Origin of the sequence: Pantoea sp. GM_Pan_3 (assembly GCF_026541045.1) — a bacterium.
Taxonomy (GTDB): Bacteria; Pseudomonadota; Gammaproteobacteria; order Enterobacterales; family Enterobacteriaceae; genus Pantoea; species Pantoea anthophila.
In genome coordinates, this window is sequence record NZ_JALNVA010000002.1 from 292883 (window position 1) to 307116 (window position 14234).

The following is a 14234-nucleotide window of genomic DNA, read 5'->3' on the forward strand; positions in this document are numbered from 1 at the left end:
CGCGGTTCAGCGGGGAGCGGGAAACTCCCCCGTGCTGTGATGCCTGACATTCCCTTAACCTGGGGTTGAGCGCTATAGTGTTGTTTTGGTTTCTACAGGACAGCACGCATGAAAGGCATCAACATCGCACTTTACTTCGACCCCGATCAGATCCAGGCCTGCGTCCACCAGCAGGACGGCAGCTATCTCAGCAAAAAATTCGAGTATGACGATGGCGTGATTGAAGAGATCTATCAGTGGCTGGATCAGTACGAACCCAACCGCACGCATATCTGTCTGATAGAAAATGAAACCGCCGAACTGCTGGCCGATGAGCTGGTCGACAGCGGCTATCGTGTTCACCAGGTCACCATGCACCAGCTGCTGAGCTGGTTCGCAGCCGAACCCCCTGCTTCCCCTGATGGCACGCCGATGCGCGCCATGCTGCGCTTCCTGGAAGAGGAGCATCCGCGCGAATATGAATCCCGCACGCCGCAGACCGAAGCGCTGATGGAGATGTTCGATGAGCTGGACGCGCTGGAGATGGTCGATGACGGCGACGACGAAGACGCTCTGCCGGGCGATCTGTTGCGCGCCATGAAGAAGCATAAAATCACCGCCAGCGCCGCGGCCCAGCGACTGCTGCCGGAAGTCAACGAACGCATCCGCGAACACCTGATGCAGTATCCCGAACTGATGACGCCTGAAATCCTGCAGGACTTCTTCCCCGAGTTGCTGGAAGCGCTGGAGCGCCCGAAACATTAATCAGGGGGATCTGACATGCTGGAGCTGATTAAAGCGGTAAGCCTGGGGCTGGTCGTGCTGCTGCCGCTGGCGAATCCGCTCACCACCGTGGCGCTGTTTTTAGGGCTGGCGGGTGACATGAACTTCCAGGAGCGCAACCGTCAGGCGCGGCAGGCGTCTCTCTACGTGTTCGCCATCATGCTGATGGCGTGGTACGCGGGCAATGCGGTGCTGAACACCTTTGGCATCTCGATTCCCGGCCTGCGTATCGCCGGTGGACTCATTGTCGCCTTCATCGGTTTCCGGATGCTCTTTCCGGCGAAGCCTGCCAGCCATTCGGTGGAAGCAAAGCAGAAACTGGATGAGCTGGACGAGGCCAAAGAGCCGGTGAACATCGCCTTTGTGCCGCTGGCGATGCCGAGCACGGCCGGGCCGGGAACCATTGCGATGATCATCTCTTCCGCCTCGACGGTGAAAAGCGGGGTCGATTTCCCCGCCTGGGTGCTGAGCGTCGCGCCGGTACTGACCTTCCTGCTGGTGAGTGTGATTTTGTGGGTCTCGCTGCGCAGCTCCGGAGCGATCATGAAGCTGGTCGGCAAAAGCGGCATTGAGGCGATCTCGCGCCTGATGGGATTTTTGCTGGTCTGCATGGGCGTGCAGTTTGTGATTAACGGCGTGCTGGAAGTGGCGCGCACCTTCCACTGATCCGGGCGTTCCCCTCTCCTGACCGGCCGGGGGGAAGCCCTTCTTCGTTACTTCAGCGTTTTACGCACTTCAGCCACCTGATCTTTACTCACGGCTGGCGCGCTGTTGCTCCAGCCCTGACGAATAAAGGTCGCCAGCTGCGCCACTTCATCATCACTCAGCCGTCCGGCAAAGCCAGGCATCGCCAGTTTTGACGGGGCCTTAGCGACAGAGGGTTGCTGCGCGCCCGCCAGGATCGTATGGATCAGACCGGTGGGGTCGCTGGCGTTGACGATCGTCGCCTGATCCAGTTCCGGAAAGACGCCCGGTGCGCCTTTGCCGGTCACGAAGTGACAGGCACCGCAGTTATCCAGATAGAGACGCTCACCTTCGCTGAGGTTTTTCGCCGCGGTAAGTTTCGCTTCCGTTGCCTGCTGCGCCTGCACGTTATACGCCTGCAGGGGCGGATTGCCGCCCAGGAACTTCAGGTAAGCGGCGATGGCGTTGAGATCGGCATCGGTCATGTGCGAACTGCTGTGCTCAATCACAGAGGTCATCTCGCCGCCCACCGCCGCCTTATCGTTACGCCCGGTCTGCAGATAATCCACGATCTCCTGCTGGCTCCAGTGCGGCAGGCCACGCAGCGACGGCACTGCCCAGTGGTTCAGGCTGCCACCTGCCAGGAATTGTTCGTCACCGCTGTCGAGGGCTTTCTCGTTCATGCCCAGGCCGCGCGGCGTATGGCAGCTGCCGCAGTGACCCAGGCTCTCCACGATATAGGCACCGCGGTTAACCTCGGCTGATGCGCCACCGATTGGCCGGAACGGCTTATCGGACGCGAACGCCCAGTTCCAGAAACGCATGCCCCAGCGCTGGCTGAACGGGAAGCTCAGATCGGTTTCGGGTGGCTGCGCTGCGCTCGGCTTTACGCCCTTCATAAAGTAGACGTAGAGCGCGTGGATATCGGCATCGCTGATTCTGGCGTAGTCGGGGTAAGGCATCGCCGGATAAAGACGGGAGCCGTCCGGCAGGATGCCTTTACGCACCGCGTCAGCAAACTGCTGCTCGCTGTAGTTACCGATGCCGTGTTGCTTATCGGGCGTGATATTGGTGGAGAAGATGGTGCCGAGGTTCGAGTTAATCGCCAGTCCGCCCGCATAGTCAGGCTTGCCCGGCAGCGAGTGGCACGCCATGCAGTCACCGAGCCGGGAGAGGTATTCACCCTGCTTAATCAGTTGTGCCTCATCGTCGGCGTGAACCGGCAGCGCAGAGAGGCTGCCCAGCAGCAGCGCGCTGCTGGCGATAAAAGAGTTAAGTTTCAGCTTATTCATGCGCTTATGCCTGTACCAGTGGGCCGGGGTTTTTCAGGTAGTGATCTTTGATCGCCTGTGCGGCCATCAGGGTAATCGCACCGATGGTGTCGGTCGGGTTCGCCTGGAAGTTCTGCGGGAAGGCGTTGCCGCCCGGCACAAAGACGTTATGCACGTCCCAGCTCTGCAGGTATTTGTTCAGCGCCGAGGTTTTCGGGTTATCGCCCATCACCGCCCCGCCCACGTTGTGGGTCGAGACATATTTGGTGATATCGAAATCCGCGCCCATCGGCAGGAAGCTCATGCTCATGCTGTCGGGGTTCAGCTCTTTAGCGATATTGCCGACGATCCCTTTCAGATGTTGCTGCAGCTTCAGCTCATTCTCTTTCCAGTTGAAGGTCATACGCAGCAGCGGCAACCCGCGGTGATCGTTGTAGTTCGGATCGAGATCCAGATAGATATCGCGGTAAGACTGACAGGTAGTGGTGATACTGATCTTCATCGAATGACCGTACCACTCCTCCAGGCCTTCCTTGTAGCCCATGCCCCAGGAGGGCGTGCCTTTTGGCAGTGCGGTGCTGATGGGCGTGCCGGTCGCTTGTGAGCTGTGGATCTTCGCGCCGCCCAGGAAGCCCAGTCCGGGGCCATCGAAGTTGCCTGGCGAGATATCGTTAAACATCTGCCCGGTCGCGCCTGCGGTGGCGTAGGGGTTAAAGTTTTTATCTTTGAAGAAGAGGGTCGCGCCGCCGTTCGACAGGAAGGCGTAGTTACGGCCGACCACGCCCTCTTCGGTTATCGGGTTGTAAGGCTTGCCGATGCCGGAGAGCAGCATCAGACGCACGTTGTAGAGCTGGAAGCTGCTCAGCACGACGATTTTCGCCGGCTGGAAGCACTCATTGCCCTGCGCATCGATGTAGATCACCCCTTTGGCGGTTTTCTTATCATCGTTCAGCACCACCTTAATCACTTCCGCGTTCACTTCATAAGAGAAGTTCGGCATGCGCTTCAGCGCATCCATCACCGCCGTCTGCGGCGACGCTTTGGAGTAGTTCAGGCAGGGATATTTGCTGCAGTAGCCGCAGTAGTTGCAGGGGGCGATCTGGTTGCCGTAAGGGTTTTTCCACGCCCGCGACACACAGGCCGACGGGTTCGGGAACGGGTGATAACCCAGTTTTTGCGCCGCCTCTTTGAACATCACATTGTTCAGCGTGTCTTCCAGCGCCGGCAGCGGATAAGGTTCAGAACGTGGCCCTTCAAACGGATCGCCGCCCGGCAGGATTTCGCCGCGCAGGTTGCCGGTGTTGCCCGACTGGCCGCAGATCAGCTCGAATTTGTAGTAATAAGGCTCGATCTCTTCCCAGCTGAAGGGGAAGTCCATCACCCGCATATCTTCCTGCAGAATGCCGGGCTTATACGCCTCGTCGACATAGGTTTTGAGCTTGATATCGGTCGGAGTGGGACGGATCAGTACCGCCGTCCAGTGCATGCCTGCGCCGCCAACGCCGGTGCCCGGCGCAAATGCGCCCCATTTACGGGTAGGCAGTGCGGTCTGGCTGCTGTTGTAGCGCACGGTGACCGCCACTTCCGCCGGGGTGGCGAACACTTTGTTGCGCACCGCATAGGCATATTCATCTGCCGGTTTCGGATAGGCGAACTCGTCATAATCGCGATCGCCGCCGCGCTCCAGGGCGCGCACCTCCAGTCCTGCCAGCGCCAGCTCAATACTCATCAGTGAGCCTGCCCAGCCGAGGCCGCAGACCACGACGTCGACTTCTTTTTTAGTAACCTGTGCCATGATAATCCTGTTTACCTGATGTGGAAGCGCCTCAGGCGCGTTCACCTTTGATGCTGACCGGGCCGAGCGGATAAGGCATGTTGTGCTGTTTGACCCACTCGGTGAAGCTGGCACGCGCGCCGGGGAAGCCGATGGCGATCCAGGCTTTCATCCCTTTATTGCCGCCATACATCGGGTCGGCCAGATAGCCATGTTTGGTATCGGAAAGCAGCTGGCTGAAGAAATGTGACGGTCTGAGATCGGCTTCGCCCAGCGCGGCAAAGTCGATCTGGTTTTTATTCACCTGCGCCAGCACCGCATCCTTCTCCTCCAGCGTCAGCGCAGCAAACGCTTTCTGATGGGTGTCATGGCACCACTGATTGAGCAGCTTTATGCCGGTCTGGTAGATCTGCTGGGGACGGAACGGGATCTGATAGCCCAGCGTCGCGGGAGCCTGGGTATTGAAAGGCCCCTGCAGGTAGATCTCACTGCCGAAGGCTTCGCTGTGCAGCTGCTGATCGATAAAGATCGGCACATTGGTTTCCAGCGCGCCCGGCGCTTTGCCTTTGCCGCCTGCCGGGATCAGACGATCGGTGGCCGCCAGGATGAACTGCCACTCGTCGGCACTGAAAAAGATCGGCCTGTAATCGGCTAACTCGGGGGCCGCCATCTCTGCCGCCTGTGCCGCCGTGATGCCCTTTAACACCAGCTCACTTAATGGCAGCGCCAGCAGTGAACCGAGCAAAAATTTACGCCTGGTGGTGGGTTTTTCTAAAAGCATATCCGCACGACTCTCATCTGCTGAATACCCCTCTTAATCGCTGATGACGCTGAAAGGCGATGCGCAGAGGGGTATTCCCCGCCGGTATTCACGCACACGGCACAGACGACGGCAGAACGGTTAAGGGCGGGTAGAATTATCTATCGGTGACAAAGAAAATATATCGGTTAAAGACCTGACAATCTTAGGGATATAAATGTGTCTGAATGTAAATTTAAAATTTACGCGCTGTCACAGCAGAAAAAGGTTATCAGACGGCACCCATTCAGCGGGCAGAAAAAAGCATCACCGGAAGAGGGAATACCGGGAAAAAACGATAAAAATCGGTTGATTAGCCATTACCCGGCAGCTATGCGGCGGGATATTTTCATATTGCCATTATCACGTTCATTGATTGATAAAAGAATTACACTTCCCTGGTTGCTGCCTTTTCTGCACGTCACGCTTCAAACAGGCCGCTTTTTTCAGGTGGTCAGTTACAGATAATGGGCTTTTGCTTCGGTGAGCAGGAATAATATTTCCGGAGCGAAAAGAATATTAAAGAAATAATCACCATCCGCCATTATATTCACCTTCCTGTCCGTCTGAACCTGACACGAATATTTGTGCAAAGCTCAGAACAAACCGGCATTTTGAGATTATCGGGCGCCCGCTAGAGTAGAGCCATTACCGACTCAGGATAACCCTCTATGCGAAAAACGCTTTTGTCCCTGTTAACGGCGCTGACTCTGGTTCATTCCGCACACGCCGCCACCCCCGCCGATACACTGGTGGTGGCCGTTCCGCTGGATGGCATCATCAGTTTTGACCCGGCGGAAAGTTTTGAAGCTATCAGTAACAGCAGCCTGCGTAATATTTACCAGCTTCTGCTGGAGCCGGATCATCACAATCCGCAGCAGCTTTCGCCGCTGGCCGCGACCCGCTGGCAGGCGGGCAAAACGCCGCACAGTCTGGTGTTTGATCTTAATCCCCAGGCCCGCTTCGCCAGCGGTAATCCGCTGACCGCTCAGGATGTGGTGTTCTCCTTAACCCGCGCGGTGAAGCTGAATAAAGCACCCTCTTTTATTCTGGGCGAGTTTGGCTGGACGCCAGAGAATATCGACCAGCAGTTCACGGTGATCAGCGACCACCAGCTTGAGCTGCGCTGGCCGGCGGGGATTGGTCGCGACCTGGCGCTGCGCCTGCTGACCGCGCCGGTTGCCTCGATTGTCGACAGCAGGCTGGTCCAACAGCACACCAGTAACAGTGACTACGGCAACGGCTGGCTGAAGGTGCACTCGGCAGGCAGCGCCGCCTACGCCATCAGGCAGTTTGTGCCGCTGCAGGCGCTGGTTCTGGAGGCCAATCCCTACAGCACCCAAAAACCGCATCTGAAGCGCGTTCTGCTGAAAGGGGTGGCCGATCCGGGCAGCCGCCGGCTGCTGATCCAGCAGGGAGATGTGGATGTCGCCTATCAGCTCGGCCCGGACCAGATCGCCGCGCTGAAGAACAGGGCGGGGGTGCGCGTCGAGGCCTTCCCGTCGAGCCTGGTTTACTACCTCGGCTTTAACACCCAAAGTCCGCAACAACCGGCGCTGGGCAATCCGGCGCTGTGGCAGGCGGCGCGCTGGCTGGTGGACTATGAGAGCCTGGCGAACCAGCTGCTGAAAGGTCAGTACCGTATTCACCAGAGCTTCCTGCCGGACGGATTTGACGGCACCCTGAATACCACGCCGTTCCACTACGATCTGAAAAAGGCACAGGAAATTCTGCAGAAAGGCGGCATTAAACCGGGCACGCATATCGCGCTGACGGTGGTCAATCAGCCGCCTTACATCGACGTGGCGCAGGCGCTGCAGGCGAGCTTCGCTAAAGCCGATGTGCAACTCGATCTTCAGCCGGTGGCGGAATCGGAGCTGTGGAGCAAAATGCGCAGCCGTGACTTCCAGGCGATCTTCTCTTACTGGGGCGCGGACTATATCGATCCCAACACCAACGCCAGCGCCTTTGCTTATAACGTGCCCGGCGGCGGCAAAACCCTGGCCTGGCGCGTCGGCTGGACGATCCCTGAACTCAGCGCGCAGACCCGCGCCGCCGCCGGGGAGAGTGACGCCGCAAAACGTCGCGGCCTTTACACGGCCCTGCAGAGCCGCGTCCAGCAGGATTCGCCGTTTGTTCTGCTGCTCCAGGGCGCAACTCAGGTCGCCGTGCGCAGCAACCTGAAGAGCCTGCAGCAGGGTATCGGCGTCAGCCTGCTCAATTTTGAAGAGGTGCAGAAGTAAAAAACCCGGCAGGGATGGCAGCCTGCCTGACATGACGCCAGTAAAAGCGAGGCCGTTGCATGACAGCGCAACGGCCCCGCTTTTGACGAATTGTTCTCCTCTTCCCTGCCCTTCGCTTGCTATCCTTCAGGCATAACCCGTTGCCCGAGAGAGGAAAATCATGACATCTCCGCTACTGATTGCCCGGACGCCTGACGTCGAACTCCATCTGTTACCGCAAATGGCGAACCGCCACGGCTTAATCACCGGCGCAACCGGCACCGGTAAAACCGTCACGCTGCAGAAGCTGGCCGAATCCTTCTCCGCCAGCGGCGTGCCGGTCTTTATGGCCGACGTGAAAGGCGATTTAACCGGCGTGGCGATGGCCGGTCAGTCCGGCGAAAAGCTTCAGGAGAGACTGGCGAAGATCGGCGTCACCGACTGGCAGCCGCAGAGCAATCCGGTGGTGCTGTGGGATATCTTCGGCGAGAAAGGCCATCCGGTGCGGGCAACCGTCTCCGATCTCGGCCCGCTGCTGCTGGCGCGCCTGCTGAACCTTAATGAGGTGCAGAGCGGCGTTCTGCAGATTATCTTCCGCATCGCCGATGATCAGGGGCTGCTGCTGCTGGACTTCAAAGATCTGCGCGCCATGACCCAGTACATCGGTGACAACGCGAAGAGCTTTCAGACCCAGTATGGCAATATCAACAGCGCCTCGATCGGCGCGATTCAGCGCGGTCTGCTGACGCTGGAGCAACAGGGTGCAGAGCACTTCTTTGGCGAACCGATGCTGGATATCGCCGACTGGATGCGCGTCGACAGCAACGGTAAAGGCGTCATCAACATCCTCTCCGCTGAAAAGCTCTACCAGATGCCGAAACTCTATGCCACCAGCCTGCTGTGGCTGCTGTCAGAGCTGTATGAGCGTCTGCCGGAAGCGGGCGATCTGGATAAGCCTAAGCTGGTCTTCTTCTTTGATGAGGCGCACCTGCTATTTACCGACGCGCCGCCGGTGCTGCTGGAGAAGATCGAACAGGTGATGCGCCTGATCCGCTCCAAAGGGGTCGGCGTCTGGTTTGTTACCCAGAACCCGGCGGATATCCCGGATCGGGTGCTGGGCCAGCTCGGCAACCGCGTACAGCACGCCCTGCGCGCTTTCACCCCCAAAGATCAGAAGGCGGTAAAAACCGCTGCAGAGACCCTGCGCGCCAATCCGGCTTTTGACAGCGCAGAGGCCATTCAGGCGCTCGGCACTGGCGAAGCACTCATCTCCTTCCTGGATGCCAAAGGCAGTCCGTCGGTCGTCGAGCGCGCCATGGTGATTGCGCCTGGTTCGCGCATGGGGCCGGTGACAGGCGATGAGCGCAACGGTCTGATCAACCATTCGCCGCTGTATGGCAAATATGACACGGAAATCGATCGGGAATCGGCTTATGAACGGCTGCAACAGGGCGTGCAGGCCGCCAGTGACAAGGCCAATGCGCCTGAAGCCAAAGGCAACACGGTGGCGGTCGATGACGGGATTCTGGGGGGATTAAAAGAGATCCTGTTTGGCAGCACCGGTCCGCGCGGCGGCAAGCGGGATGGTGTGGTGCAGACCATGGCGAAGAGCGCCGGGCGTCAGATTACTCACCAGATCATTCGCGGCGTGCTGGGCAGCCTGTTTGGCGGTCGTCGCCGCTAAAGGTGAGTGGCAGCCGGGCTGCCACCTTAACGCTACTGATGTTTCCAGTGGGTGGAGACCGGGTTGGTGACCGTGTTCTTTTCCTGCGTGTAGGTGCCGTTCTGCTGGGCAATCGCTTCACCGATATCGACAATCGCGTTCTGGATAAACACATTCTGCTTATCGCCGCGCACAAAGGTCAGCTGATGGAAGGCAGTCTTGTTACCCCAGTCGCTGGAGGGCAGCGAGATAAAGCGCACCGTGAAGGTCTCATCATCGAATTTGCCCTGCATCACGTAGACGCCGTAATGGTTTTCACCCTGCGAGATGATTTTATAGGTGCCATTGTCGTAGTAATAAATTTCGGCATCGGGAAAGGGTTTTTTGTCGTACATTTTACGGTAATGCAGGACCTGCTTAATGGTGGGCTTGCCGAAGCTGACGGTCAGATTTTTTCCATCAGCAGAGGTGGTCAGCCCTTCGGCATGCGCGCCGATACCACTCATTAACATCAACAGACTGGCGGCTGCCGTTGCGATTGCTTTCACGTGAATTCTCCTGGTCTGGTTCCATGGATAGGGTGCGTCAACGTAAGGAGACTGCCTCCGGAATGTACACCGCCGTAACTGTTTATCAGAGTGGTAATTTTTAAGGTGATTAGTTTTTAGGAACAGTCTGGTCAGCGCCTCATCCGTCCGGTTAAGACCGCATAAATCCGTGCCAGACTTAACTGTGTTTTTCGACCGGGAGAGGAGAACGTTGACCTGTTAAGCAGGCAAACTGCTAAGATCAGGATTATGGATAAACAACGCGAACTCAAACGGACCAAACGCCTGGCGCTTTCGCTGCTGCTGCTGGCCGCCCTCACCTTTGTCGTCACACTGTTTCTGCCGCCCAACTTTTACGTCAGCGGCATCAAAGCCATAGCGGAAGCCGCGATGGTCGGCGCACTGGCCGACTGGTTTGCGGTGGTGGCGCTGTTTCGCCGCGTGCCGGTGCCGTTTATTGCCCGTCATACGGCCATTATCCCGCGCAACAAAGATCGCATCGGTGAGAATCTGGGGCGCTTTGTGCAGGAGAAGTTTCTGGATACCGATTCGCTGCTGAATCTGATCCGCCGCTACGATCCCTCCACCCTGCTGGCGCAGTGGCTCAATGCGCCAGGTAACGCCGACCGCGTGGGCCGCCATCTGCTGCAGGTGATGCGCGGCTTCCTGGATCTGACCGATGACACCCGCATCCAGACCTTTATGCGTCGTGCGGTGCATCGCGCTATCGATAAGGTCGATCTCAGCCAGACCAGTGCCCTGGTGCTGGAGAGCCTGACGAAGAACAATCGTCACCAGGCGCTGCTGGACGCGGCAATCGACCAGCTGCTGAAGCTGCTGCACAAACCCACCACCCGGGAATTTATCGCTAACCAGCTGGTGCGCTGGCTGAAGCGCGAGCATCCCATCAAGGCGAAAATGCTGCCGACCGAGTGGCTGGGCGAGCACAGCGCAGAACTGGTGGCGAACGCGGTGGATTCCCTGCTGGATGATGTGGCGCTGGATCAGGGCCATGAACTGCGGCTGGGCTTTAACCGGGCGGTTGAGAAGCTCATCGTGAAGCTGCAGAGCGACCCGGAAATGACGGCCCGTGCCGACGAGATCAAAGGCTGGCTGAAAGAGGATGCCTCCTTTAACCGCTATATCGGCGAGCTCTGGAATGATATGCGCAGCTGGCTCAAGGCAGATTTCAGCAGCGAAGATTCACGCGTGCAGGAGAAAATAGGCGATGCGGCACGCTGGCTGGGCGAAACCCTGGCCACCGACCCGGCGCTGCGCGACTCAATGAATCAGCACCTGGAGCAGGCCGCCCGCAGCGTCGCGCCGGAGTTTGCCCGCTTCCTGACGCGCCATATCAGCGACACGGTGAAAAGCTGGGATGCGCGGGATATGTCGCAGCAGATAGAGCTGAACATCGGTAAGGATCTGCAGTTTATCCGCATCAACGGGACGCTGGTGGGCGGCACCATCGGGCTGATCCTCTACCTGCTGTCGCAGCTTCCCGCCGTACTGCCGGTAGTGAAAGGCTGGCTGGGCTGACGTAACCAAAAAACCTCGCCTCCCTGCGGGGTGTTTTGTTCTCTGCGTCAGGCAATAAAGAGCGGTTATGGCTGTTCCAGCGCAGGCTGCGCGACCGCCATAAACGCTTTTACCCTCTCCCGATCCACATCGTTCCACCAGACACCATCGACTTTGAGCGCACTGGCCACAATCACGGCCTGCGTGCGCGCCAGAATCTGGCAGACGTTGGCGGGCGTCACGCCCGACCCCACCAGCAGCGGTAAGGTGGTGGCGGCGCGGATCTCGTCGATTTCCTCCAGCGTGGCGCTGTCGCCGGTGCGTTGTCCGGTGGCGATAACCGCATCCGCTTCGAAGAAGTCGACATCGCGGGTCAGTTCCCGAATGGAGCGATCGGCCACTATCGCGTGGCTGCCGTGTTTAACATGGCTGTCGGCGAATACCCGGATATGTTCGGCCCGCAGCTGGCTACGGTAGCGCAGCGCTTTCGCGGCAGCCCCTTCAATAAAGCCTTCGTTGGCGATATAAGCATTCGCCCACTGATTGACGCGGATAAAATCCGCCCCGCCCGCCAGCGCGGTGGCAAAGGCAGGCAGCGCGGCATTCGCCAGCACGTTAATGCCCAGCGGCACGCCGAAACGCTCCCGCACTTTTTCCGTAATCACCGCCATCAGCGCCGGCGTTTCCGGGCCAATATCCTCAGGTTTTGAAAAAGGAATATCGCCATGATTTTCCACAATCAGGCCGTGAACCCCGCCAGCAATATAATTTTCCGCATCGCGTAATGCGCGATCAATTATCGCGCTGACAGGTTTGCCCCGATATTTTGGTGAGCCCGGGAAGGGGTCACAGTGAATAACGCCAATAACCGCTTTAGGGCGTGAAAATATCGCTTGTATTGCATCAATTTTTCCTGCTGATATAGCAACCATCGCTTCTTTATCCTGTTCGGGAAAACACTATGCGTGTTTATGTGGCTGGAAATATTACTGTCGATGAAACCTGGTCTGTTACCGATATTCCGGCTAAGGGCGCCTCTGTTCACGGTTATCAGCGATCGCAGGATATCGGCGGAAAAGGCGCGAATCAGGCGATAGTGTTATCCCGTTGCGGCATTGAAACCTGTTTAATTGCCGCGACCGGTCACGACAGCAAAGGAAAATGGATCCGTCAGCAGCTCATGAACGAGCCCGTGACGTTACTGCCCACGCAGCCCATGACCGCGTTGAGCGACACCTCGCTTATTCTGCACAGCGCCGATGGCGATAACGCCATTATTACCAGTACATCGGCGGCAGATGCGCTGGATATCAATACGCTTGGCCACCATCTGGCCAGCGCGCGTCCGGGCGATCTGCTGGTGCAGCAGGGCAATTTCTCGCCCGAAAAAACCCATGCGCTGTTCAGTCTGGCCAAATCCTGCGGCCTGATAACCGTATTTAACCCCTCACCCGTGCACGCCGCTTTTGCCTCCTGCTGGTCGCTGGTCGATATCGCCGTGGTCAATCAGCACGAAGCGCAGCAGCTGCAGCCCCGCGCAGTGAAAACGTTAGTGACCACACTGGGCAGTGCGGGCGCCTGGCTGACGCAGGGCGACCAGCGAACGTTTTGTCCGGCGCAACCCGTTAATGCCACAGATACCACCGGCGCAGGCGATACCTTTCTTGCCGTGATGCTGGCTTCCGCGATCCTGCGTGGGGGGGAAATCGATGCATTAGCACTGACGCATGCCAGTCAGGCTGCGGCGCTGACTGTCAGCCGTCATGGGACACGTCAGGCCTTCCCCACCGCAGAGGAACTCGCCGCGCTGCTCCAGTCAGGCGGCGAGCCAGCGGTTATTTAAACATTGCGCGATAACTGTCCACGTTGGCTTTGGTCACCACCGTGGCCGGGACCAGAATGGTTTTCGACACGGTTTTGCCTGCGGTAATCGCGTTCAGGGCTTTTACCGCCTCTTCACCCATCTTTTTCGGGTCCTGTTGCAGGACAGCCGTGACATAACCGCCATCAATCCCGCTGATGGCTTTGGACGTCAGATCCCAGCCAAAGACTTTGATCTCTTTCTGGCGGCCCTGGTTTTCCACCGCCGCAATCGCGCCCAGCAGTGCCGGCTCGCCGGTCGCGTAGATAGCGGTTAAATCCGGGTTACCGGTGATCAGGTTTTCTGCCGCCGTCATCGCCGTATCCTGCACGTTCTGGCCATCAACCACATCCGCGACGGTGATGCCCGGATTGCTTTTGATGGTTTCTTCAAACCCCTTCTGACGCTGGTTCTGCACGGCCGAATTCAGCGCGCCCACAATGCCCAGTCGCGCTTTGCCGCCCATATTTTTCGCCACGTAGTCGACAAAATAGTGACCAATAATTTTGCCGCCTTCCAGGTTATCCACGCCCACCTGTGCCGCCTGTGGGCCCGCCGGTAATACCGCATCAATGGCAATAACCGGTATTCTGGCGGCGGCCGCTTCTTTAATCGCTGGCATAATGCCGTTGACGTCAATCGCGTCCACCATAATGCCCTTCACACCCTGCTGAATATAGGTTTCAATGGCGTCGTTTTGAGACACTGGATTATCGTTAGCGTTAAAGATCACTAAATTTTTACCGCTGGCTTTCGCTGCTTCCTGGGCGCCATTATTCATCTGATTAAAAAACAGGGCCTGCTGATTGATCTGAACCAGCGCATAAGTGGGCGCGGCTTTCGCCAGTGAAAATAATGAACCCGCAGACAGTAAGCCGGTTGCCAGCGCAACAGCACGCAGTTTTCTGGTGTTAAATGCCATCATCTTAAAATTCCTCGTCGGGAATGAGCGATAACCAGTTGATCTCCGCATTAAAATGCAGAGGGAATAGTGTTGGCGGGCAAATATCGTCTGAATGGCTGCTTCAGCCAGAACCTGAATAATCGACTTTCTGCACACCGTCCATTATGGTGCACGTGTGAAAGGAATTAATCGGGTTTGGGAGTGACTCCCGGGTCGTGCGGTAAACTG

The 14234-nt window shown here is 57.9% G+C and carries 13 protein-coding genes; 7 read left to right on the plus strand and 6 right to left on the minus strand.

The genetic code is table 11. The features are described 5' to 3' along the window. The first annotated feature begins 108 nt into the window (after nt 1-108). Nucleotides 109-744, plus strand: a complete 636-nt coding sequence (locus OXR04_RS09175) for a hypothetical protein (protein WP_046101128.1) — start codon at nt 109-111, stop codon at nt 742-744. 15 nt (nt 745-759) lie between these two features. Then, complete coding sequence (locus OXR04_RS09180; protein ID WP_267369752.1) at nt 760-1428, plus strand: MarC family NAAT transporter; 669 nt, start codon at nt 760-762, stop codon at nt 1426-1428. A 47-nt stretch (nt 1429-1475) separates the two neighbouring features. Here OXR04_RS09180 and OXR04_RS09185 read toward each other — a convergent pair whose 3' ends face one another. The 3 genes from OXR04_RS09185 to OXR04_RS09195 are packed head-to-tail and all read right to left on the minus strand — an operon-like array spanning nt 1476 to nt 5272. Further along, complete coding sequence (locus tag OXR04_RS09185) at nt 1476-2738, minus strand: cytochrome c (protein ID WP_267369751.1); 1263 nt, start codon at nt 2736-2738, stop codon at nt 1476-1478. A gap of 4 nt (nt 2739-2742) precedes the next feature. After that, nucleotides 2743-4512: a GMC family oxidoreductase gene (locus tag OXR04_RS09190; protein ID WP_267369750.1), complete on the minus strand. Its 1770-nt coding sequence runs from the start codon at nt 4510-4512 to the stop codon at nt 2743-2745. Between the two features lie 31 nt (nt 4513-4543). Continuing rightward, a complete protein-coding gene (locus OXR04_RS09195) occupies nt 4544-5272 on the minus strand; it encodes a gluconate 2-dehydrogenase subunit 3 family protein (protein ID WP_267369749.1) in 729 nt (242 codons plus the stop codon). Nucleotides 5273-5470: 198 nt separating this feature from the next. On the opposite strand from OXR04_RS09195, the gene OXR04_RS09200 reads away from it, so the two are divergent. The 3 genes from OXR04_RS09200 (at nt 5471) to OXR04_RS09210 (ending at nt 9196) form a co-directional block, all read left to right on the plus strand. After that, a complete protein-coding gene (locus tag OXR04_RS09200; protein ID WP_267369748.1) occupies nt 5471-5758 on the plus strand; it encodes a hypothetical protein in 288 nt (95 codons plus the stop codon). 203 nt (nt 5759-5961) lie between these two features. Next, nucleotides 5962-7533, plus strand: a complete 1572-nt coding sequence (locus OXR04_RS09205; RefSeq protein WP_267369747.1) for an ABC transporter substrate-binding protein — start codon at nt 5962-5964, stop codon at nt 7531-7533. Nucleotides 7534-7693: 160 nt separating this feature from the next. Further along, nucleotides 7694-9196, plus strand: coding sequence for a helicase HerA-like C-terminal domain-containing protein (locus OXR04_RS09210; protein ID WP_058957600.1), 1503 nt, complete (start codon nt 7694-7696; stop codon nt 9194-9196). 32 nt (nt 9197-9228) lie between these two features. On the opposite strand, the gene OXR04_RS09215 is transcribed toward OXR04_RS09210, so the two are convergent. Continuing rightward, nucleotides 9229-9723: a hypothetical protein gene (locus OXR04_RS09215; RefSeq protein WP_267369746.1), complete on the minus strand. Its 495-nt coding sequence runs from the start codon at nt 9721-9723 to the stop codon at nt 9229-9231. 249 nt (nt 9724-9972) lie between these two features. Here OXR04_RS09215 and OXR04_RS09220 point away from each other — a divergent pair, with 249 nt between their 5' ends. After that, nucleotides 9973-11262, plus strand: coding sequence for a DUF445 domain-containing protein (locus OXR04_RS09220; RefSeq protein WP_267369745.1), 1290 nt, complete (start codon nt 9973-9975; stop codon nt 11260-11262). 65 nt (nt 11263-11327) lie between these two features. On the opposite strand, the gene OXR04_RS09225 is transcribed toward OXR04_RS09220, so the two are convergent. Beyond that, nucleotides 11328-12173 carry a BtpA/SgcQ family protein gene (locus OXR04_RS09225; RefSeq protein WP_058957603.1) on the minus strand — a complete coding sequence of 282 codons (846 nt, stop codon included), beginning with the start codon at nt 12171-12173 and terminating at the stop codon, nt 11328-11330. A 29-nt stretch (nt 12174-12202) separates the two neighbouring features. Here OXR04_RS09225 and OXR04_RS09230 point away from each other — a divergent pair, with 29 nt between their 5' ends. Beyond that, complete coding sequence (locus OXR04_RS09230; protein ID WP_267369744.1) at nt 12203-13084, plus strand: ribokinase; 882 nt, start codon at nt 12203-12205, stop codon at nt 13082-13084. Here OXR04_RS09230 and OXR04_RS09235 read toward each other — a convergent pair. After that, nucleotides 13077-14027, minus strand: coding sequence for a substrate-binding domain-containing protein (locus OXR04_RS09235; protein WP_150028702.1), 951 nt, complete (start codon nt 14025-14027; stop codon nt 13077-13079). The genes OXR04_RS09230 and OXR04_RS09235 overlap by 8 nt on opposite strands. Between the last annotated feature and the right edge of the window lie 207 nt (nt 14028-14234).

Excerpts from the sequence above, each read along its gene's own strand:
- OXR04_RS09175 (WP_046101128.1), top strand. The coding sequence starts at position 109 with ATGAAAGGCATCAACATCGCACTTTACTTCGACCCCGATCAGATCCAG.
- OXR04_RS09180 (WP_267369752.1), top strand. The coding sequence starts at position 760 with ATGCTGGAGCTGATTAAAGCGGTAAGCCTGGGGCTGGTCGTGCTGCTG.
- OXR04_RS09185 (WP_267369751.1), bottom strand. The coding sequence starts at position 2,738 with ATGAATAAGCTGAAACTTAACTCTTTTATCGCCAGCAGCGCGCTGCTG.
- OXR04_RS09190 (WP_267369750.1), bottom strand. The coding sequence starts at position 4,512 with ATGGCACAGGTTACTAAAAAAGAAGTCGACGTCGTGGTCTGCGGCCTC.
- OXR04_RS09195 (WP_267369749.1), bottom strand. The coding sequence starts at position 5,272 with ATGCTTTTAGAAAAACCCACCACCAGGCGTAAATTTTTGCTCGGTTCA.
- OXR04_RS09205 (WP_267369747.1), top strand. The coding sequence starts at position 5,962 with ATGCGAAAAACGCTTTTGTCCCTGTTAACGGCGCTGACTCTGGTTCAT.
- OXR04_RS09210 (WP_058957600.1), top strand. The coding sequence starts at position 7,694 with ATGACATCTCCGCTACTGATTGCCCGGACGCCTGACGTCGAACTCCAT.
- OXR04_RS09220 (WP_267369745.1), top strand. The coding sequence starts at position 9,973 with ATGGATAAACAACGCGAACTCAAACGGACCAAACGCCTGGCGCTTTCG.
- OXR04_RS09225 (WP_058957603.1), bottom strand. The coding sequence starts at position 12,173 with ATGGTTGCTATATCAGCAGGAAAAATTGATGCAATACAAGCGATATTT.
- OXR04_RS09230 (WP_267369744.1), top strand. The coding sequence starts at position 12,203 with ATGCGTGTTTATGTGGCTGGAAATATTACTGTCGATGAAACCTGGTCT.
- OXR04_RS09235 (WP_150028702.1), bottom strand. The coding sequence starts at position 14,027 with ATGATGGCATTTAACACCAGAAAACTGCGTGCTGTTGCGCTGGCAACC.